Origin of the sequence: Hymenobacter siberiensis, from assembly GCF_018967865.2 — a bacterium.
GTDB classification, from domain to species: domain Bacteria; phylum Bacteroidota; class Bacteroidia; order Cytophagales; family Hymenobacteraceae; genus Hymenobacter; species Hymenobacter siberiensis.
Genome location: NZ_JAHLZY020000001.1, coordinates 2,489,880 through 2,509,945 on the forward strand (window position 1 = coordinate 2,489,880; position 20,066 = coordinate 2,509,945).

The 20,066-nt window shown below is 59.3% G+C and carries 19 protein-coding genes and 1 pseudogene; 11 read left to right on the forward strand and 9 right to left on the reverse strand.

All coding sequences use genetic code 11. The annotated features are described in order from the left end of the window. Positions 1-5: 5 nt before the first annotated feature. Entirely contained in the window at positions 6-767 is a 762-nt protein-coding gene (mtgA, locus tag KQ659_RS11050) for a monofunctional biosynthetic peptidoglycan transglycosylase (RefSeq protein WP_216688745.1), read from the reverse strand. A gap of 155 nt (positions 768-922) precedes the next feature. Between mtgA and KQ659_RS11055 the strand changes: the two genes are divergently transcribed. Next, positions 923-1,558, forward strand: a complete 636-nt coding sequence (locus tag KQ659_RS11055) for an LON peptidase substrate-binding domain-containing protein (protein ID WP_216688744.1) — start codon at positions 923-925, stop codon at positions 1,556-1,558. Between the two features lie 20 nt (positions 1,559-1,578). Here the strand turns inward: KQ659_RS11055 and KQ659_RS11060 are convergent. Both KQ659_RS11060 and KQ659_RS11065 read right to left on the reverse strand, forming a co-directional pair. Further along, positions 1,579-2,331: pseudogene (locus tag KQ659_RS11060) on the reverse strand (M48 family metalloprotease). 219 nt (positions 2,332-2,550) lie between these two features. Continuing rightward, the gene (locus tag KQ659_RS11065) at positions 2,551-3,345 is read right to left on the reverse strand and encodes a murein L,D-transpeptidase catalytic domain family protein (protein WP_226929946.1); all 795 of its coding nucleotides are present in this window, start codon (positions 3,343-3,345) and stop codon (positions 2,551-2,553) included. 128 nt (positions 3,346-3,473) lie between these two features. On the opposite strand from KQ659_RS11065, the gene KQ659_RS11070 reads away from it, so the two are divergent. Next, positions 3,474-3,887 carry a hypothetical protein gene (locus KQ659_RS11070; RefSeq protein ID WP_216688742.1) on the forward strand — a complete coding sequence of 138 codons (414 nt, stop codon included), beginning with the start codon at positions 3,474-3,476 and terminating at the stop codon, positions 3,885-3,887. 51 nt (positions 3,888-3,938) lie between these two features. Here the strand turns inward: KQ659_RS11070 and KQ659_RS11075 are convergent, their stop codons facing one another. Together KQ659_RS11075 and KQ659_RS11080 are read right to left on the reverse strand one after the other, a co-directional pair. Further along, positions 3,939-4,256: a hypothetical protein gene (locus KQ659_RS11075; protein WP_226915556.1), complete on the reverse strand. Its 318-nt coding sequence runs from the start codon at positions 4,254-4,256 to the stop codon at positions 3,939-3,941. Positions 4,257-4,528: 272 nt separating this feature from the next. Continuing rightward, positions 4,529-4,999, reverse strand: coding sequence for a hypothetical protein (locus KQ659_RS11080; RefSeq protein ID WP_216688740.1), 471 nt, complete (start codon positions 4,997-4,999; stop codon positions 4,529-4,531). Between the two features lie 286 nt (positions 5,000-5,285). On the opposite strand from KQ659_RS11080, the gene KQ659_RS11085 reads away from it, so the two are divergent. Further along, positions 5,286-6,908: an ABC-F family ATP-binding cassette domain-containing protein gene (locus KQ659_RS11085; protein ID WP_216688739.1), complete on the forward strand. Its 1,623-nt coding sequence runs from the start codon at positions 5,286-5,288 to the stop codon at positions 6,906-6,908. A gap of 101 nt (positions 6,909-7,009) precedes the next feature. Further along, positions 7,010-7,792, forward strand: coding sequence for a hypothetical protein (locus tag KQ659_RS11090; RefSeq protein ID WP_216688738.1), 783 nt, complete (start codon positions 7,010-7,012; stop codon positions 7,790-7,792). Between the two features lie 92 nt (positions 7,793-7,884). On the opposite strand, the gene KQ659_RS11095 is transcribed toward KQ659_RS11090, so the two are convergent. Next, positions 7,885-8,043, reverse strand: a complete 159-nt coding sequence (locus KQ659_RS11095; RefSeq protein ID WP_216688737.1) for a lmo0937 family membrane protein — start codon at positions 8,041-8,043, stop codon at positions 7,885-7,887. A 216-nt stretch (positions 8,044-8,259) separates the two neighbouring features. Here KQ659_RS11095 and KQ659_RS11100 point away from each other — a divergent pair, with 216 nt between their 5' ends. Together KQ659_RS11100 and msrA are read left to right on the forward strand one after the other, a co-directional pair. After that, on the forward strand, positions 8,260-9,147 hold the full coding sequence (locus KQ659_RS11100) for a 3-hydroxybutyryl-CoA dehydrogenase (RefSeq protein WP_216688736.1): 888 nt from the start codon (positions 8,260-8,262) through the stop codon (positions 9,145-9,147). A gap of 264 nt (positions 9,148-9,411) precedes the next feature. After that, positions 9,412-9,948, forward strand: coding sequence for a peptide-methionine (S)-S-oxide reductase MsrA (gene msrA, locus KQ659_RS11105; RefSeq protein WP_168672810.1), 537 nt, complete (start codon positions 9,412-9,414; stop codon positions 9,946-9,948). A 150-nt stretch (positions 9,949-10,098) separates the two neighbouring features. Here msrA and KQ659_RS11110 read toward each other — a convergent pair whose 3' ends face one another. Continuing rightward, positions 10,099-10,923, reverse strand: a complete 825-nt coding sequence (locus KQ659_RS11110) for a 2,3,4,5-tetrahydropyridine-2,6-dicarboxylate N-succinyltransferase (protein ID WP_216688735.1) — start codon at positions 10,921-10,923, stop codon at positions 10,099-10,101. Positions 10,924-11,007: 84 nt separating this feature from the next. Here KQ659_RS11110 and KQ659_RS11115 point away from each other — a divergent pair, with 84 nt between their 5' ends. From KQ659_RS11115 to KQ659_RS11135, 5 genes are all read left to right on the forward strand, one after another. Further along, the gene (locus KQ659_RS11115; RefSeq protein ID WP_226929947.1) at positions 11,008-12,177 is read left to right on the forward strand and encodes a glycosyltransferase; all 1,170 of its coding nucleotides are present in this window, start codon (positions 11,008-11,010) and stop codon (positions 12,175-12,177) included. A 113-nt stretch (positions 12,178-12,290) separates the two neighbouring features. Next, positions 12,291-13,301: a 3-oxoacyl-ACP synthase III family protein gene (locus tag KQ659_RS11120; RefSeq protein WP_216688733.1), complete on the forward strand. Its 1,011-nt coding sequence runs from the start codon at positions 12,291-12,293 to the stop codon at positions 13,299-13,301. A gap of 92 nt (positions 13,302-13,393) precedes the next feature. Next, on the forward strand, positions 13,394-14,092 hold the full coding sequence (locus KQ659_RS11125; RefSeq protein WP_216688732.1) for a metal-dependent transcriptional regulator: 699 nt from the start codon (positions 13,394-13,396) through the stop codon (positions 14,090-14,092). A 47-nt stretch (positions 14,093-14,139) separates the two neighbouring features. Beyond that, the gene (mnmE, locus tag KQ659_RS11130; RefSeq protein ID WP_216688731.1) at positions 14,140-15,564 is read left to right on the forward strand and encodes a tRNA uridine-5-carboxymethylaminomethyl(34) synthesis GTPase MnmE; all 1,425 of its coding nucleotides are present in this window, start codon (positions 14,140-14,142) and stop codon (positions 15,562-15,564) included. A gap of 205 nt (positions 15,565-15,769) precedes the next feature. After that, a complete protein-coding gene (locus tag KQ659_RS11135; protein WP_216688730.1) occupies positions 15,770-17,059 on the forward strand; it encodes a citrate synthase in 1,290 nt (429 codons plus the stop codon). An 81-nt stretch (positions 17,060-17,140) separates the two neighbouring features. On the opposite strand, the gene KQ659_RS11140 is transcribed toward KQ659_RS11135, so the two are convergent. Then, on the reverse strand, positions 17,141-17,515 hold the full coding sequence (locus KQ659_RS11140; protein WP_216688729.1) for a hypothetical protein: 375 nt from the start codon (positions 17,513-17,515) through the stop codon (positions 17,141-17,143). Positions 17,516-18,089: 574 nt separating this feature from the next. Then, positions 18,090-20,066, reverse strand: a complete 1,977-nt coding sequence (locus KQ659_RS11145) for an OmpA family protein (protein WP_226915555.1) — start codon at positions 20,064-20,066, stop codon at positions 18,090-18,092.

Sequence of the window (20,066 nt, forward strand, 5' to 3'; positions counted from 1 at the left end):
ACGGCTCATTTCAGCATTTCGGCCACGTAGCGCGTGCCGCCCAGGCGGCGCATGTTGCGCAACACCCGCAGCTGCTTGGCCCGCGCTACGGGCCCGGGGTTCGAGGCCCGGAAGCGGAGCGGGTTGGGCAGCACCCCCGCCAGCAGCGCGGCCTCGGCGGGGCTTACCTGGCTGGCGGGCTTGCCAAAGTAGCGCTGGCTGGCGGCCTCCACCCCAAAGGTGCAATCGCCCATTTCGGCCACGCTGAGATACATTTCCATGATGCGGCGCTTGCTCCAGAGCGTCTCAATCAGAACCGTAAAATACGCTTCGGCGGCCTTGCGCACGTAGCTGCGGCCCTGCCACAGAAACACGTTTTTGGCCACCTGCTGCGAAATGGTGCTGCCGCCCACGATGTGCTTGCCGTCGCCGTTCCAGTTGCGTTTGGCCGCGCTGGTCAGGGCATCGAGGTCGAAGCCGTGGTGAATGAGGAAGCGCTGGTCTTCGGCCGCCACCAGGGCCAGGGGCACGCTGGGCGACACCTCATCCAGGGTGCGGAAGCGGTAGCGAATGTGCCGGGGCTCCTCCTGAATGCCATAGTAGCCCAGCCCCACGGGCGCGTGGGCGCGGCGGTCCAGCATCAGCCAGGTGGCGGGCGGGGCCACCCAGCGGTAAATCAGCACCCAGGCCAACGAAGTTAGAAACAGTGCCGCCGCTACTTGGAGCAGCAGGCGGCCGGTTTTTTTGAGGAGTACGGAAACGTCGGGAATCAGCTTGGCAGATGGCATGGAGCACAAAAGTAGCGGGGCCGGCGGGGTTTCGGCTTTCGCCCCTACCTTGCCGGTGGCTTCATCAGCCGTAGGCTCCGGCCCGCTGCCCAAAACCCAACCACCGGTTCCGATTGTTGAGCCGGTAGTTACATCCCTTATCCGTTTCGCTACTCATGGCTCGCCTGATTCCGCTGTTTCCCCTAAATCTGGTCGTTTTTCCGGGCGAAAAACTGAACCTGCACATCTTCGAGCCCCGCTACCGACAGCTGGTGCGCGAGTGCATCGAGCAGAATACCACCTTTGGCATCTCGCCCTATCTCGACAATTCCCTGAGCGAGTTGGGCACCGAAATGCGCCTCATCAGCGTGGAGCAAACCTACGCCAGCGGCGAGCTCGACATTCGGACCAAAGCCGTGGGCGTGTTCCGCATCAACAAATTCTACCGCCAGACCCCCGGCAAGCTCTACGCCGGCGGCCTCGTCGAAGACGTGGTGCAGGACGAAGTACCCGACCCGGTTCTGCGCGAAATAATCACCAAGCAGGTGCGCCAGCTCTACGAAGCCCTCGGCCTGCGCAAGCTCCTGCTGGAGCTGGCCCCCGACTACTGCATCTTCGACGTAGCCCACCACATCGGCTTCAGCACCGAGCAGGAATACCAGCTCCTGGCCACCACCAGCGAGCAGGAACGCCAGGAGATGGTGCGCGAGCACCTCGATACCATCCTGCCCGTCGTGCTCGAAACCGAGCGCCTCAAAGACCGGGTGCGCCTCAACGGCCACTTCAAAAACCTAACACCACCTAACTTCTAAATCACCGATTAATCGGTGATTTATTGCTTGAGGCCAGCTGGCACGCCCTGCGGATATTCTGCCGCAATCTCCTTTTCCAGCTCGCCGATGCGGTTGCCTGGGTTGGGGTGCGTACTCAGGAATTCGGGGGTTGAGCTGCGGCCGCCCTGCTGCTCCAGCATCTTCATCACCTGAATCATGGCGCGGGGGTCATAGCCGGCTTTGGGCGTGAAGTCCACGGCCAGCTTATCGGCTTCCAGCTCATCGTTTCGGCCAAAGCGCAGGCCGATAACCTTGGCAATTGCGGCGGCTACGGCCGCCTTGGCCACCGAGCTACCGGGGCTATTGGGGCTATTGGGGCTATTGGGGCTATTGGGGCTATTGGGGCTATTGGGGCTATTGGGGTCATAAGAAGCAATGGTAGCAGCTCCCGCCAGGCCCTGGGTCAGGTTCGATTTGGCCACTTGGGCTGCCGAGTGACGACCTACCACGTGGCCGATTTCATGCGCCAGCACCCCCGCCAGCTACCCTTCCGAAGTCAGGTTTTTGAGCAAGCCCTGGGTGATGAACACCTGCCCGCCCGGCAGGGCAAAGGCATTAATGGTCTGGTCATCAGCCAGCAGGTGGAACTGGAAGCGGTAGGGCGTCTGGCCCGCCTTCGTGCTGCTGATAATTTTCTGGCCCACGGCCTGCACGGCAGCGGTGGCGCGGGCATCGGGGCTTTCGCCGCCGTATTGGGCGGCCATTTCGGGCGCGGCCTGCACCCCCAGGGCAACTTCCTGGGCGACGCTCATATTAACGTGTTGGGTTTCGCCGGTCACTTCGTTTTTGGAGGTGTTGAAGAAGTAGCCGAACAGAGATACCGCCGCCACGATAATAGCAATGATGAAGCGGAGATTTAAGCGCCTGGAACAGGAAATAAAAAGGGTGAAAAAGAAACGGGCGCAGCCATAGCTCACTGCTACGTGCCACGCCTGATGCGCTTTAAACGCACCCTTCGAATTCTGGTTATTCTATTGCTCCATTCGCCCCGCGCCGAGCTGGCTGGCAAATGCCGAAGCCGCCGTGTCCACGTTCAGCCACTGCGACCGGTAGCCCGCGCCCGCCGGCCCGTGCAGGTAAATCACGCTGCCTCCCCGAATGGTTTTCACAATGGCTTCCGTTTCAGCCACTGGCAGGGCCGGGCAGCCCTGGCTGCGCCCCAGGCGGCCGTGCGCCTTCACAAAATCCTCGCACACATACTCGGCCCCGTGCACCACCACCGCCCGGCTTGCCGCGTTGGAATTGAAGCCCGGGTCCATGCCCGCTATTTTCAGCGACAGGCCGTGCTTGCCCACGTAAGTAGTTGGGGCCGTGCGATAAAAGCCCAGGCTGCTCATCTCCGAGCCGTCTTTGTTTGAAAACGCCAGGGGCCGGTCTTCGCCGCTGGCCTTGCCGTGCGCCACCAGCGTATGAAACAGCACTTTGCATTTCTCCACGTTGATTACCCACAGCCGCTTTTGCTGGCTGGATTGGCTAAAGTCAATCAGGGTGAGTACCGGCGGGGTAGCGGCGTAGTTGACCGACGCGCGCAGGTTGTAGTACCCCACCAGCCCCTCCCGGAACACTGGCAACGGCAGCCCCGAAGCTCCCAGATGCATTTTGGCATACATTGCCACCGCCTGCTGCATGAAAGCTACCTGGTAGTAGGCCCGACGCGCCGGAGCTGGCAGCATCTCGACGGCTACCTTTCGGTCCTGTGCCGCCACCGGATTAGCGGCAGCAAACAGACCCAATAGCGCAATAGCAGAAAAAAACTTTCTGGTCATCAAATAATTAAAGCTATATGAGATTTGAATAATTTTAATACGAGCCTCTATACACAACCAAGCCAAAAATAGTGCTTAGTTTCGCTAAGTCTCTATTAACTCCAAACGTTTATTCAGCTTTTTTTCTGATGTCAGCCGCTTTTTTTTCTTCTTTTTTCAAGCAACTGGCCGGCGCTGCTCTGTGCAGCGCCCTCTTAGCTGGCTGCGGCCACGCGCTGCCCCAGGTGCCCGGCTTCGATGCCGCTACCTGGCGCGCCGACCCCTACGCCTGCAAAAACCAGCGCCGAGCGGCCGTGCCCGCCCTCACCAAGGCCAAAGAGCAGCTCTACGAAGCCCGGGCCGATGACGTAAACGCCCTGCTCGGCCCGCCCGATGAGGAGGAGCTGCGCGCCGGTACCGAGAAAGTGTACTACTACTACCTGGAGCCCGGCTCCCAGTGCGACGCCGGCCACGCCCGCTCGGGGGCCGCCTGTATCAGCCTGCGCTTCGGGCCGCTGGGCACCGTCACCGAAGTACTCACCGACCCGCTATCGTCGAAATAAAAAAAGGGCCCGCCAGAAATCTGGCGGGCCCTTTTCGTTTAATAGTTTTTTTTAGCCGAGGCCGTTACCGGCATTGGAAGGGCCATCATTGGGCTGCCCGTTTTGCTGCTGCAGCTGGCTGAGCTGCGAAGGCGTCAGAATACGGCTGCATTCCTGCTCAAACTGCGCCTCCAGCTCGGCGACTTTGGCGGCGCGGGTGGGCTCATCGGCCCGGTATTGCTGGTCGATGTTGTGCATGCCGGCCAGCCTGGTGCGGTTCAGGGGCAATAGCTTCAGAAACTGGCCTTCGTTGAGATGGAGCCGATTGGTCATCTCCCGGGTTTCGGCAATGGCGGCGGCTTCGGTCGAGGACTTCCGGGCTACGGTCATTTTTGCAGTCGGATGCTCGGCAAGCCGGTCTGACATCTGAGCGTGGGCCGAAAAGAAAGCTAAAACAAAGACGATGATGAGAGAATGCTTGAACATAATAAATATCTTTTTGTCAGTAACCAAGAGCTGATTTCCCCCGAAACGTCTGCAAGATATTATTCGGTTTCTGCTTTGCCTAATTTATTTTATAAAATATAAAAAATGTAATACTACTTAGCTCAAAAAAATGCCCTTAACAGGGCCTTTTTTTATAATCATGCTGTAAAATCCGGTTACTCCATACTCACTTTTGCCTGATGCTCAGAAGCTTTGAAATACTGCATGGCAACGAGTGACGTTACCATCCCGGTCATGGTGCCCAGCAAAATGATGCCTAGGCCGCCAATGAGTACTCCGAGTTCTGCACCGAACAAGTTCCGAGCCTGAATTTGCTGCATGGCAGACTGACTGATGCCGCCCAGCAGCCAGAAAAAGGCACCCAGCAGCACCGAGGCCGCCAAGGCCGTGATGATGCCCGTACTAAAGCCCTGGAAATACGACATGTGCCGCCCTTTGGCCCGCTTGAGGCGACGAATGGAGAGCACCACGCCTGCCGCCAGAATTACGATATCGAGCGTACCTGCTTCGATTTGACCCAAAAATCCGGCTGCAGCGGCAATACCGGTATAAACTGCCAGCACGACGGCCGTGAACGCGCCCATGCGGATGCCATTGCTTTCGGAAGTCAATTGATTGTCTGCCATGCCCGTAAGAGGTAAAAATGAGAAATCAGCCGGCGCGCCGGCCACAAATACTATACTACCTATACTTGCCCCGGTGGCGGAGGGTTATCCTTTGCTGGGTGGGGCCGGGTGCGGCAGCGACCGTTGCGGGTAGCTGCGGGCACTAATTGCCCTGCTAGTTAGTTATTTTCGGGAGGCTTGGCAACTACTTTTTTCGCAACGATTCCAACGGAGGTCCTGTTGCGTAATTTTGCCGGGCTGCCGCGTGCCAATGCGCGGCTTTTGTGAGCTACTATTTTCTGACTGAATGATTTCGACCACCAATGTGAGCCTGCGCTACGGCAAGCGCATCCTGTTTGAAGACGTTACCGTTAAATTCCTGCCGGGCAACTGCTATGGCCTCATCGGGGCCAATGGGGCGGGCAAGTCCACGTTCCTGAAAATCCTGTCGGGTGAGCTGGAGCCGAACACCGGCTCGGTGGAGATGCCGGCCGGCCAACGACTGGCCGTGCTGAAGCAGAACCAGTTTGCCTACGACGACCAGCCCGTGCTGCAGACCGTGATTCAGGGCCACCAGCGCCTGTATGCGGTGATGAGCGAGAAGGATGCCCTCTACGCCAAGGCCGACTTCACGGACGCCGACGGCGAGCGCGCCGCCATTCTGGAAGGCGAATTTGCCGACCTCGAAGGCTGGAACGCCGACTACGAGGCAGCCGAGCTGCTCTCCGGCCTCGGCATCACCGAAGACAAGCACTACTCGCTGATGTCGGACCTCGGCGCCAGCGAAAAGGTACGCGTGCTGCTGGCCCAGGCCCTGTTTGGCAACCCCGACGTGCTGCTGCTCGACGAACCGACCAACAACCTGGACGCGGAGAGCGTGCTCTGGCTGGAAAACTTCCTCGACTCGTTTCAGAACACGGTGATTGTGGTGAGCCACGACCGCCACTTCCTCGACGCCGTGTGTAACTACATGGCCGATTTGGACTTCTCGAAAATCACGATGTACCCCGGCAACTACAACTTCTGGTACGAGAGCAGCCAGCTGGCCCTGCGCCAACGCCAGGACGTGAACAAGAAAACGGAGGACAAGCGCAAGGAGCTCGAAGAGTTTGTGCGCCGCTTCTCGGCCAACGCCTCAAAATCGAAGCAGGCTACCAGCCGCCAAAAGCTGCTGCAAAAGCTCACGCTGGAGGAAATCAAACCGTCGTCGCGCCGCTACCCCTACATTGCTTTCAAGCCCGAGCGCGAAGCCGGCAACCAGCTGCTGGAAGTGAATGGCGTGGCCAAGACCGTAGACGGCCAGTCGGTACTGAAAAACGTGTCGTTCACGCTGGATAAGGGCGATAAGGTGGCCATCGTGGGCCGCGACGACCGGGCGGCCTCCCTCCTGTTCGATATTATTTTTGGTGAAGCCACGCCCGACAAGGGCGAGTATAAGTGGGGGACCACCATCACCCCCAGCTATTTCCCCAAGGAAAACAGCTCCTTCTTCCAGGCCGACAACATGAACCTGGTGGACTGGCTGCGCCAGTACTCGGTGGAGAAGGACGAGAGCTTTGTGCGCGGCTGGCTGGGCCGGATGCTTTTTTCGGGCGAGGAGTCGCAGAAAAAGCCCAACGTGCTGAGCGGCGGCGAGAAAGTTCGCTGCATGCTCTCCAAAATGATGTTGGAAAGCGGCAACGTGCTGGTACTGGATGACCCGACGAACCACTTGGACCTGGAAAGTATTCAGGCCCTGAACAACGGCCTGAAGGAATTCTCCGGCTCGCTCATTTTCGCCTCGCACGACTTGCAGTTTATCGAAACTGTGGCCAACCGCATCATCGAGCTCACGCCCGATGGCATCATCGACCGCCGGATGAACTACGAAGAGTATCTGGCCGATGAAACGCTGAAAGCCCAGCGCCAGAAAATGTACCAATTGGCTTAATCAATCGACGAATGGCGGCCGGAAAATGAATAATTTTCCGGCCGCTTTCGTTATCCGGCTACGCCCCGTCACCCTACTTACCTTCTTTTTTAATCCTTCGCATGAAACGTCATTTGTTTCCGGTACTGCTGGTAGTTGCGGCGGCTGGGCTGCCCGCTTTCCGGGCCCAGGCCCAGGACAAGCCCGTGCTGAACACGGCCCCGCCCGCGCCGCAGCCGGCCCCACCCCGGCCCACGCCGGTGCCCGCCACCCCAGCCCCCGAATCCACTCCCGAGCCGACTTTCAGCGCCCCGGTACAATCGACGCCTGACGCCCCTTCGGGCCTGGATTTCCCCAACCGCAAGGCCACGAAGGCCGGCGGCGCCGAAGACAAGCCGCCAACGAAGAAGTTCATTTACACCAACTTCGGACTGGGCTTCAGCTCCTACAACGGCCTGAGCCAGTTCAATGTGAGTGCGGCTCCGGCCATCGGCTTCCGCATCACGGATAAGTTTGCAGTTGGCCCCGGCATTTCGTATGCCTACAGCAGCTTCAGCCTACCCAACAACTCGCAATATGTTCTTACGGCCAACGGCGACAAGAGCATCAACACCAGCAGCCTGGGCTTTAAAGCATTCGCGCAGTACATCGTGTACAAGGAGTTTTTCGTGCACGCCGAATACGAGGTAACGAACGCGCAGCTTATTGACCAGGATGCCAACCTGTATTTCTATAAATACAAGCGCACGGTGGCAACGCCCCTCGCTGGCATTGGCTACCGCTCGTATCTGGGGCAGAATGCAGCGGTTGATATTGTCGGCCTATACAATTTCGACAACACTATTTCTTCGTTATATCCACCGCTGGTAATTCGCTTTAGCTTCCTGTTTAATTTCGGAAAATAACGCTGAAATTGATTTTCGAAAACACAGAAAAGCCGCACTGGAAATCCAGTGCGGCTTTTCTGTGTTTTATAAGTTACCCTTTTCGGGTTGCGCTAGATGGCGCTTCGGCCGCTAATAACGCGGAGGAGGATGGCGATGATGGCAATGACCAGCAGGACGTGAATAATACCGCCGGTGAAGAAGTTGCCGAAGAAGCTTACAGCCCAGATGATAACCAGAATTACGGCGATGATATACAGGAGATTGCCCATGGCTTTGTAAAATTAAAGAAGGATAAGGAGAGGTGAAAAATGTTAGAGAAGTGTCTCTGGGGCATTGTACGGGGGGGTTATTTAAAAGGATATGGTAATCGAAAAAATATTTTCCAGACCTCAAACAAAAAGTCGGGTAGCCAATGCTGCCGTAGCTTTGTTGTAGCAGGCTATCTGGCCGCTCAACTTATCCCACCCACTCTTTTTCCGCTACTTATGAACGTCGCCGTTATTGGCTCCGGCACCATGGGCAATGGCATTGCCCATGTATTTGCCCAGCACGGTTTTTCTGTCTCGCTGATTGATATCAACCAGCCGGCCCTGGACCGCGCCCTGGGCACCATCACCAAAAACCTCGACCGTCAGGTAACTAAAGCCACCCTGAGCGAGGATGATAAAATGGCCACCCTGGGCCGCCTGAAAACCTTCACCTCCATTCAGGAAGGCGTGGCCGGCGTGGGCCTGGTGGTGGAAGCCGCCACCGAAAACGTGGACCTGAAGCTCCAGATTTTCCGCGACCTCGACCAGTACGCGCCCGCCGAGGCCATTCTGGCCTCGAATACGTCGTCGATTTCCATCACCAAAATCGCGGCCGTCACCAAGCGCCCGCAACAGGTCATTGGCATGCACTTCATGAACCCAGTGCCGGTGATGAAGCTGGTGGAGGTGATTCGCGGCTATGCCACTTCCGATGCCGTGACGCAGCAGGTGATGGAGCTGTCGCGCCAGCTGGGCAAAACGCCCACCGAGGTGAACGACTACCCCGGTTTCGTGGCCAACCGGATTCTGATGCCCATGATTAACGAGGCCATTATCACACTGTTTGAGGGTGTGGCCGGCGTGGAGGAAATCGACACGGTGATGAAGCTGGGCATGGCCCACCCCATGGGCCCGCTGCAGCTGGCCGATTTCATCGGGCTGGATGTGTGCCTGGCCATTCTGCGGGTACTGCACGAGGGCTTGGGCAACCCCAAATACGCCCCCTGCCCCCTGCTGGTAAACATGGTAATGGCCGGCCGCCTGGGCGTGAAGTCGGGCGAAGGCTTCTACCAATACACCGCCGGTTCGAAAGACCTAGTGGTGGCGGAGCGGCTGCGGAAGTAGGACCGCGCCGTAAGGTATAGAAATAGGACTTACGCAGTTGAAACACTAACAAACTGAAAAACAGCAATATAACAAATATACGTCTTGAATGCAAGTCGTTGATTTTCAGGTTACATAGCTTTTGAAGTGCGTAAGGTATAGAAAGAACGTCACGCCTCGGCTGCGCTCGGCGTGACGTTCTTTCTATACCTTACGGATGTAAGGAAATAACCTGCGCTACGTCTACCGCGTTGTTACCACAACCAACGAATCAATTTCCTACCCATGCAAAAAGCAACATTTGGCGCCGGCTGCTTCTGGTGCGTCGAAGCCGTATTTCAGAACCTGAACGGGGTTGAAAAAGTGGTTTCCGGCTACGCCGGTGGCCGCATTGCCAACCCAACTTATAAAGAAGTTTGCAGCGGCCTCACCGGCCACAACGAGGTTATCGACATCACGTTCGACCCGGCCGTTATCAGCTACAAGGAGCTGCTCGAAATCTTCTGGAAAACCCACGACCCGACCACCCTCAACCGCCAGGGCAACGACGTGGGCACGCAATACCGCTCGGGTATCTACTACCACAACGACGAGCAAAAGCAGCTCGCTGAAGAGTACAAGCAGAAACTAAACGACGGCCACGCCTTCCCCAACCCCGTGGTGACGGAGATTCTGCCCGTTCCTAATTTCTACCCCGCCGAGGACTACCACCAGAACTACTTCAACCTGCACGGCCACGAGCCCTACTGCCAGTTTGTGGCCCGCCCCAAGGTGGATAAGGTGAAAGCGCTGTTTGGCGAAAAGCTGAAGGCGGGTGTCTGAACCGCGGATTTATCGGATTGGTCGGATTCACCGAATTTTGTGGCCGACTTTCGCACCAGTATTCAAAGCAAAAAGGCTGCCCACTGGGCAGCCTTTTTTAGTACATCAACGTCAGGAGTAGTCGGCTACGAAATCCGGTAAATCCGCGGTTCAGACACTCACACCAAAATCCCGCAGCGCGTCATTGAGGCTCGTCTTCAAATCCGTGCTCGGCTTGCGCTGACCGATGATAAGTGCGCAGGGCACCTGGTATTCCCCGGCGGGGAATTGCTTGGGAATGGTGCCGGGAATGACCACCGAGCGCGGCGGCACGTAGCCACGGTACTCCTTGGGCTCGGGGCCCGTGACGTCGATAATTTTGGTGCTGCCGGTGATGGTGACGCCCGCGCCAATCACAGCTTCCTTACCAATGCGGCAGCCTTCTACCAGAATGCAGCGCGAGCCGATGAAGGCGCCGTCTTCGATGATGACGGGGGCCGCCTGCACGGGCTCCAGCACACCGCCGAGGCCGACGCCGCCGCTTAGGTGCACGCCCTTGCCCACCTGGGCACAGCTGCCCACGGTGGCCCAGGTGTCCACCATGGTGCCTTCGCCTACGTAGGCGCCGATGTTGGTGTAGCTGGGCATGAGGATGACGCCAGGGGCCAGAAACGCGCCGTAGCGAGCCACGGCGGGCGGCACCACGCGCACCTGCTGGCCGGCGTAGTCGGTTTTGAGCAGCATTTTATCGTGAAACTCGAAGGGACCGACTTCCTGGGTGCTCATCTGGCGGACGGGGAAGTAGAGAATCACGGCCTTTTTCACCCACTCGTTGATGGTCCACTCGCCGCCGTCTTCGGTGGGCGGGGTGGCCACGCGCAGACGGCCCTTATCGAGTTCCTCGATGACGTGCTCGATGGCGGCTTTGGTTTCGGGGGTCTGGAGCAGGGCGCGGTCGGCCCAGGCGGCTTCAATTTGGGTTTGCAGGTCAGCCATTTAATGAGGCGAAAGGATTAATGGGCAAAGCCGCCGGAGAATGCCAGCGCGCTTTAGAAGCTGCAAAAATAGCATCTTTGGGCCGTGCATGGTTCCGGAACACCCCAATTCGTTATTCTACTGGCCTCGGTGTTGAAGCCGGTGGACGATACCCGTATGCGGGGAAAGTTCGCCGAAACCCTCGCGGAACGGGCCGGAACCCGGGTGCACATTGCCGGGCGGGCCACGACCGGTGCAGGCGCTAACCCCGCAAATAACATCCTCCACCCTATTTTCAGTGGTACTCGCCTCAGCCTGGGCCGGCTGGCCGGGCAGTGGCGCTACGGGCAACTCCTGCACCGGCTCAAACCCGGGGTAGTCATCGTGCATGCGCCGGAACTGCTGCCGCTCACGCTGCTCTGGCAGGCGCTGGGCCAGGGCCGGAAGTTCCTCTACGACATCCGCGAAAACTACGCCCTCAATGTTTCGACGCAGCGCGTGTACCAGGGGTTCACGCGGCGCGGGCTGGCAGCCGGGCTGCGCTGGGTGGAGGGGCTGGCGGCGCGGCGGGCCGCCGGCGTTATTCTGGCCGAAGCCAGCTACGCTGCCGAGCTGCCATTTCTGAATGAGCTACCACCGGGCCGCATTGTGGTGCTCGAAAACAAATACCAGCCCCAGCCCGGCGAAAAGCTGCGGCCTCAGCCCATCGCGCTGCCACCACCCACAGAGCCGCTGCGCCTGCTGTACTCCGGCACCATTTCCGAGCTCAACGGCGTGTGGGAGACCCTTGCCCTGGCCGGGCAGCTGCGCGCCGCGTGGCCCGGCGGGGTGCGGCTCACCATCATCGGCTTCTGCCAGCAGCCCGAGCTGCTACGGCAGCTGCTGGCAGAAGCCGCGCAGCACCCCGCCTGGCTCTCGCTCATTGGCGGGGCCGAGCCTGTGCCCCACGCCCGCATTGTGGCCGAAATAGGCTGCAGCCACCTCGGCCTGCTGCCCTACCGACCGCATACCAGCACCGAACGCTGCCGGCCTACCAAGCTGTTTGAGTACCTGGCGCACGGGCTGCCGGTGCTGGCCGCGCCCAACCCGCTGTGGCAGGAATTGCTGACGGCCCACGGCGCGGGCCTGCCGCTCACCTTCGGGCAGCCCATCGATGGGCCAGCGCTGGCCGCACGGCTGCAAGGCTACTCCTTTTACCCCCACGGCATTCCCGGCGACGTACTCTGGGCCGGTGAAGGCAAAAAATTGTGGCATTTGCTGGATACTGTGATTTAACCTGCCACCTTTGCGCCCCAATTTGCCCGTAGCACATAGTCACTTTACTGTATTTATTAACGCCCCTGCGGCGGTTACTTCTCCTCCAGCCCAACTTTATGCTCCCACCATCCATGGCAACTTTACGTCACTCATTCATCGCCGGGGTCGGCCACTATGTTCCGAGCCGCGTGGTGAAAAACGCCGAGCTGGAACCAATGATGAACACCTCCGATGCCTGGATTCAGGAGCGCACTGGTATTCAGGAGCGCCGCTGGTTCGAGGAAGGCAAGGATACCACCGCCAATATGGGCGCTAACGCGGCCCGCAAGGCCCTCGAAATGGCCGGCGTAGAAGCCAACGACGTGCAGCTGATTGTGTTCGCCACGCTCTCGCCCGATTATTTCTTCCCCGGCTCCGGCGTACTCATGCAGCGCGAGCTGGGCATGACCAACAACTGCCCCGCCCTCGACGTGCGCAACCAGTGCTCGGGCTTCATCTACGCCCTCTCAGTGGCTGACCAGTTCATCCGCACCGGCATGTACGACACGGTGCTCGTAGTGGGCTCCGAAATTCATTCCTCGGGCCTCGACAAGACGCCTGAAGGGCGCGGCGTTTCTGTCATTTTCGGTGACGGGGCGGGTGCCATGCTGCTTCGCCCCAGCACTTCCGATGAGCACGTCCTGCTCAGCACTCACCTGCACGCCCAGGGCGAGCATGCCGAGGAGCTCATCGTGAAGGAGCCCAGCTCAAACCGCGAAAACCGCGTGGACTACATCATGGCCAACAAAGCCGAGCTCTTCCCCTACATGAACGGCCAGAACGTGTTCAAGCACGCCGTGGTGCGCTTTCCGCAGGTCATCAAGGAGGCGCTGGACCAGAACGGCATGCAGGCGTCGGATATCGACATGCTCATCCCGCACCAGGCCAACCTGCGCATCACCCAGTACGTGCAGCAGAAAATGGGCCTCAGCGACGATAAGGTGTTCAGCAACATCCAGCGCTATGGCAACACCACGGCCGCCTCGGTGCCGCTGGCCTTCAGCGAAGCCGTGCAGGAAGGCAAAATCAAGCGCGGCGACCTCGTATGCCTGGCCGCCTTTGGCTCGGGCTTCACCTGGGCCTCGGCGCTGTTGAAATTTTAAGTAGTTTTTATTAGCGGGCAGTTCGGGCCGGTGTGAAGCGCGCATTTTTACATGCAGCTTTGCACTGGCCTTCCTGTTCCGCCCCTGTCAGTATGAGCGACTCCCCGTCCAGCCCCCAACCGCCCAAACTCCCAAGCCAAACCGAGGAAAATTACCTCAAAGCCGTTTTTAAGCTGGCCGAGGCCGAGCCCGAAACGCCCGGCGTGAGCACCAATCGCATCGCGGCTGCCCTCGATACCCGCGCCGCGTCCGTGACCGATATGCTGCGCCGCCTGGCCGACAAAGGCCTGCTGAATTACGAAAAGTACCGAGGCGTGCAGCTCACGGCCGAGGGCCGCCGGCTGGCGCTGCTCACCATTCGCAAGCACCGGCTCTGGGAGGTTTTTCTGGTGCAGCAGCTCGGCTTCAGCTGGGACGAGGTGCACGAGGTGGCCGAGGAGCTGGAGCACGTGCAGTCGCCGCTGCTCATGCGCCGGCTCGACGCCTTCCTGGGCTACCCCGTGCTCGACCCGCACGGCGACCCCATTCCCACCGAGGACGGGGCCATGCGCCGCCCCGCCCACCGCCTCCTGGCCGACCTCAACGCCGGGGAGCGCGGCACGTTATCGGCCGTTAAAAACACCTCGCCGCCCTTCCTGCAATACCTCGACAAGGTGGGCTTGCAGCTGGGTGCCGAGGTTGAAGTGCTGGACAAGGTGGCCTTTGACAACTCCTTCGAGCTGAGGATAAACCGGGAGCGTACCACGCTGATATCAGCCGAAGTGAGCCGCAACCTGTTTGTAACGGCATAAGCAGGAATTCCATACAACCGGGGCACTCCGACTAAACCGAAAAATCCGTGGCTCAGACCATTTTCTCCGATACCATCGTGGCGCTGTCCACGCCGCCGGGCGCGGGTGCGCTGGCCGTTATCCGCCTGTCCGGGCCGGCGGCCGTGGCCATTACGGCGACCGTGTTTTCTAAAAAAAGCTTCGCCGAAGCAGCCGGCAATACTCTGCACTACGGCACCCTGCGCGACCCCAACGGCAGCGAAATCCTCGACGAAGTAGTGGTCGGGCTCTTCCGCGCCCCAAAGTCTTTCACCCGCGAAGATGTGGTCGAAATCAGCTGCCACGGCTCCGACTACGTGGTGCGCCAGGTGCTGGCCCTGCTCCTGCGCCACGGCGTCCGCCTGGCCGAAGCCGGCGAGTTCACGAAGCGCGCCTTCCTGAGCGGGGCCATGGACCTGGCCCAGGCCGAAGCCGTGGCCGACCTCATCGCCGCCGACTCCGCCTTGAGCCACAAAGTAGCGTTGAACCAGCTGCGCGGCGGCTTCTCGCAGGAGCTGCGCGAGCTACGGGCCCGCCTCATCAAATTCGCCGCGCTGCTGGAGCTGGAGCTCGACTTTGGCGAAGAAGACGTGGAATTTGCCGACCGCACCGGCCTGGCCGCGCTGCTGGCCGAAGTGCGCGGCGTGGTGCGGGGCCTGTTGCGCTCGTTTGAGTTGGGCAACGTCATCAAAAACGGCATTACCACCGTCATCGCCGGCCGGCCCAACGCCGGCAAATCCACCCTGCTCAACGCACTGCTGCGCGAGGAACGGGCAATTGTGTCGGCCATTCCCGGCACCACCCGCGACTTTATTGAGGATGAGGTGAGCATCGACGGCCTGCGTTTCCGCTTCGTGGACACGGCCGGTCTGCGCGACGATACGGCCGACGAAGTGGAAGCCATTGGCGTGGCCCGCACCCGGGAGCGCGTGCGCCAGGCCTCGCTGCTGCTCTATCTGTTCGATTTGGCGGAGCTAACCCCAGCAGCAGTGCGCGCCGAAATCCAGGAGCTCACCACCGGGCTGCAATTGCCCGTGCTGGCCGTGGGCAATAAAACCGACCTGGCGTCGGCCGAAGCCCTGGCGGCTTTCGAAACAGCGTTTCGGGCCAGCCCCGCCGACCACGCCCAACCCATTCCGCTGGTGCTGCTGGCCGCCGCGCAAAACCAGGGCCTCGAAGCCCTCCAAACGGCCCTATTGAAGCAGGTGCGCGGCTCGGCGCTCGAAAACAACGCTTCGGCTACCATCGTCACCAACGTGCGCCACGCCCGCGCCCTCGAAACCGCCGCCGCCCACCTCGCCGCCGTACAAACCGGCCTCGATACCGGCTTTGGCACCGAGCTGCTGGCCGCCGACCTGCGCCATGCCCTGGCGGCGCTGGGCGAAATCACCGGCGAAATTTCATCCGAAGACTTGCTCACGAGCATTTTCACCCAGTTCTGCATCGGTAAATAATTTTTTTTACTGCTTTTCCTCCAATACCCCGCCCGAAATCAATGCAAACGTTGCCAGGCGGCTTCTGCGCACTTTTTAGGGTCGTTTATCGAAACCTCACGGTCCTTTTAGTTGTAATGAATGTTCGTACTAAGCCGAGAAAGTTTCCCGGCTTAACCCATATGGCTTAGTTTCGCACTCTATTTCCCTCACACCCCTCCCGCCCATGGCAGAAACTGCTGAACTCATCCTCGACGGCAAGTCCATCACCTTGCCCGTTATCGAAGGCACCGAACACGAAAAGGCATTTGACATTGGCAAGCTGCGCGACCAGACCGGCTATGTCACCCTCGATTCGGGCTACAAAAACACCGGCGCCACCAAAAGCGCCATCACGTTCCTCGACGGTGAGGAAGGCATCCTCCGCTACCGCGGCTATCCCATTGAGCAGCTGGCCGAAAAGTCGAGCTTCCTGGAAGTAGCCTACCTGCTGATTTATGGTGCGCTGCCCACGGAGGCTGAGTTGGCGCACTTCAACGGCCAAATCACCAAGCACACGCTGGTACACGAGGACATGCGGAAGATTTTCGACGGTTTCCCGTCGGCTACGCACCCCATGGCCATCCTCTCGTCGCTCATCTGCGCCCTCACCGGCTTCTATCCGCAGAGCGTGTCGCCCGACCTCAGCCCCGAGGAGATGGAGCTCAACATCATTCGCCTGCTGGCGAAGATGCCGACCATCGCGGCCTGGACCTATAAGAACAACATGGGTCATCCGTTGAACTACCCGCGCAACGACATGGACTATTGCGCCAACTTCCTCTACATGATGTTCAGCTTCCCCACCGAGAAGTATGAAATCAACCCCGTCGTGGTGAGCGCCCTCAATAAGCTGCTCATCCTGCACGCCGACCACGAGCAGAACTGCTCCACCAGCACGGTGCGCCTCGTGGGCTCGGCCAACGCCAGCCTCTACGGCTCGGTTTCGGCCGGCATCAACGCCCTGTGGGGTCCGCTGCACGGCGGTGCCAACCAGGAAGTTGTGGAAATGCTGGAAGCCATCGAAAAAGACAGCGGCGACACCAGCAAGTTCATCAACAAAGCCAAGGACAAGAACGACCCGTTCCGCCTCATGGGTTTTGGCCACCGCGTGTACAAGAACTTCGACCCGCGTGCCAAAATCATCAAAGTAGCCGCCGACGAAGTATTGCAGGCCCTCGGCATGCAGGACAGCCCGCTGCTGAAAATCGCGCAGGAGCTGGAGCAGGCCGCCCTCACCGACGACTACTTCATCGAGCGCAAGCTGTACCCGAACGTAGACTTCTACTCCGGCATCATCTACAAAGCGCTGGGCATCCCCACCGAGATGTTCACCGTGATGTTTGCCCTGGGCCGCCTGCCCGGCTGGATTGCCCAGTGGAAAGAAATGCGCGAGAACAAAGAGCCCATCGGCCGTCCCCGCCAGATTTACACCGGCGAGCTGGAGCGCGACTACACGGCCATTGCCGCCCGCTAGTCCCGGCCAATCGGCTAAAAAACAAAAAGCCCGCTCTATGGAGCGGGCTTTTTCGTGTCCGGCCGGGAAGGTTGCCCTCCCCTATTTCAAGCGATGCGCGGTAAAGTTGGTGCGGAGGTTCTGGTAAGCCAGCAGCTGCTGGGGCTGCAGGATACCGGCCAGCTCGGTTTCGTAGCGCTGCTGGGCCTGGGCCAACTGATTATCAAGCTCTTCCGCGCTGGCGCCGTTGAGCATAATCTCCAGGTCGCGCCGCTCGGTGAGCATATTCAGGTGCAGCTGCTTCACCGAGAGGTATTGGGCCTCGTTGAAATGTACGTGCTGCGCCAGCGCCCGGGTGAGCGTGGTAGCCCGCGCCATCATGGCGTGTGAGTAAGAGCCGTCGCCGGGGCCGGCTACAGCCACTGGGGTAACGGTAACACCCGCAGCAAAGCAAGTAGCCAGGAATAAGTTTTTCATGGAATGTGGGGGTTATGGTGATGAGATAAGGCAAGTGCCCTGCTGGAGTGCAATTGGGCTCATCAAACATAGACAAATTATCAATTTGAATAAAAAATACTTTTTCTGGCACTTTTTTAATTTCAAGGTTTTTATATTATTCAATAACAATCTGATTTGCAGTCAAATAGCTTATTTAAAATAATCAGTCGCTGAGGCCGGAAAAAAAATTACCAGTGGGCAAACCATATATTTTTCCTTACGAATGCAATTATATTTCACCTGACCTAAAGCCTTACTTTAAGTAAAAAGCCCTTGTAGGGCTATTCTCTCAATTGTTGGTTTAAGTTGCTATCCAGGCCGGCCTGTGCGGGTACGGTGGCTTTTCAGCAGCCATGGCACCCGTAAATGAGTGATTTTCGGGCTGGTGTGCGGGCTTTGAATGGTGTGGTGCGACGAATTGGGGCAGCAACGGTAGCACCATCAAGGCTACCGTGCCATAAGCACCTCTCCGAACAGGGGGGCTACCGGCGAAAAAGCCGGCAGCCCACAATCATCCCAGTGGCACTGATGCCCGGAATGGGTAACCCCGCCCTTACAAAATGTGCAGTTCTATGCGGCGGTTGAGCTGGCGATGGTCTTCGGTATCGTTGGCGGCCAGGGGGTGGCCTGCGCCGTAGCCTTTGGAGCGCAGCCGGGTGGTGGAAATGCCGTGGTCAGACAGGTATTCAACCACTGCCTGGGCGCGGCGCTGCGAGAGCTGAATGTTAGACTCGGGGGCACCTACGTTGTCGGTATAGCCGGATACTTCAATCTGCACGTCGCGGTACTGCCGCAGGAACTCAATCAGGCGGTTGAGCTCGGTGCGGGACTGCGGCTTCAGGTCGTACTTATTGGTATCGAAAAACAGATTATTCAACACCACGCTGCGGCCGGCGCGCACGGGTTCAAGGTAAATATCCAGCGCCGTGGGACTGAACGGGTGCTGGCTGGAATAGTCGAAGCTGAGGCTTTTGAGCAGGTATTTATCGGCCGCGGCGTACATGGCGTAGTGGTGGCCTTCGTTGAGCACCACCGTGTAGTCGCCGTACTCGGGGTCGGAAGTCACGAACTGCGTGAGCACGTCGGTGTCGAGGTCGTAGAGCTTTACTTCTGCTTTGAGCGGCTTTTTGGTGTTGGCATCAAATACGCGGCCCTGGGTGTAGGTGCTGGTTTCGCGGGCCTTCACGGCCGGCGGCACCGCAAAGCCGAACAGCTCCACCGGCCGCTCGCGCGACAGCCGGTAGCCCCCGGGCGGCTCCTCTGATGCCCGGCTGCGCGAGCAGAATCCCTTCTGGTTGTCGGAAGTGATAAAAAGGGAGGCTTCGTTCTCGAAGGTATTGAGTGGGTAGCCCAGGTTGCGGGGTTTGCTCCAATTGCTGGCCCCCTGCTTTTCGCACCGAAAAGCGTCGAGGCCACCCATGCCGACCAGGCCATCGGTAACATAATAAAGCGTGGTGCCGCTGGCGTGGATGAATGGGGCCATGTCCTTACCGGCGGTGTTCACGGGCGTGCCCACGTTTTGGGCGGGGCTCCAGTTGCCATCGGGCTGTAGGCTGGTCACGTAAATATCCTCCTGGCCCTGGCCGCCGCGCCGCGTCGAGGTGAAGTACAGCGTTCGGCCGTCGGCCGAGAGCGAGGGTTGCGAGTCCCACTCCGTAGAATTCACGTTGAGGCCCAGGTTAATGGGCGGGCTCCAGTTGTTGCCGGTGCGGCGCGAAATGTACAGGTCGCAGTTGCCAATGGCCTTGGGCCGGTCACAGGACGCAAAAACCAGCGTTTTGCCATCGCCCGAAATCGAGCCCGCGCCTTCGTTGTAGCTGGAGTTGATGGCCGGCGAAATCGGCACGGGCGCACCCATAGAGCCGTCTTTGTTCTGGCGGCTCACGTACAGGTCTTCGCCACTGCTGGCCGCCGGCCGGCCCGTGAAGAGCAGGAACCGGTTATCCGCCGTAAGAGCCGGGAAATACTGAAACTTAAAGCTGTTCAGCGGGGCGGGCAGCGGCAGCGGCGCTTCACCCATGGGGTGCTTCATGGCATCGAGCGCAAACTCACAGGTGAGGAGCTGCCGCTGCGATTTGGCCAGGTTTTTCTGAGCTTTGGGGGCCACTTTCATCAGCTGCCGGTAGGCATCGAGGGCAGTCTGGTAGTCGCCGTAGCTTAGGGCCAGGTCGCCCAGCAGCTGGTATTCGGAGGCATGAATCGGCTCGGGGACTACTTTGGACAGGCCGTCGCGATAGGCGGCCAGCGCCCCCCGGTTGTCGCCCATGGCTTTCAGCAGGGAGCCCTTCAGCAGGAAGGCTTCGCCGAAGGATGGGAACTTCTGGTTGAGCTGGTTCAGGGTCTCAACGGCCTTGACAAAGTCCCGTTCCTTGGTTTGCTGCTGCGCTTTTTCGAGTAGACTGCGGGCCTTCGTGTTGGTGGGCATCTGCACTTTGGGCGGTAGCTGCGCCCAGGCCATTTCGGCAGAGGCCAGGCCCAGCAGACACATCATTCCGAGGCGCACGGCCCCCAACACTGAAATGCAACGCAT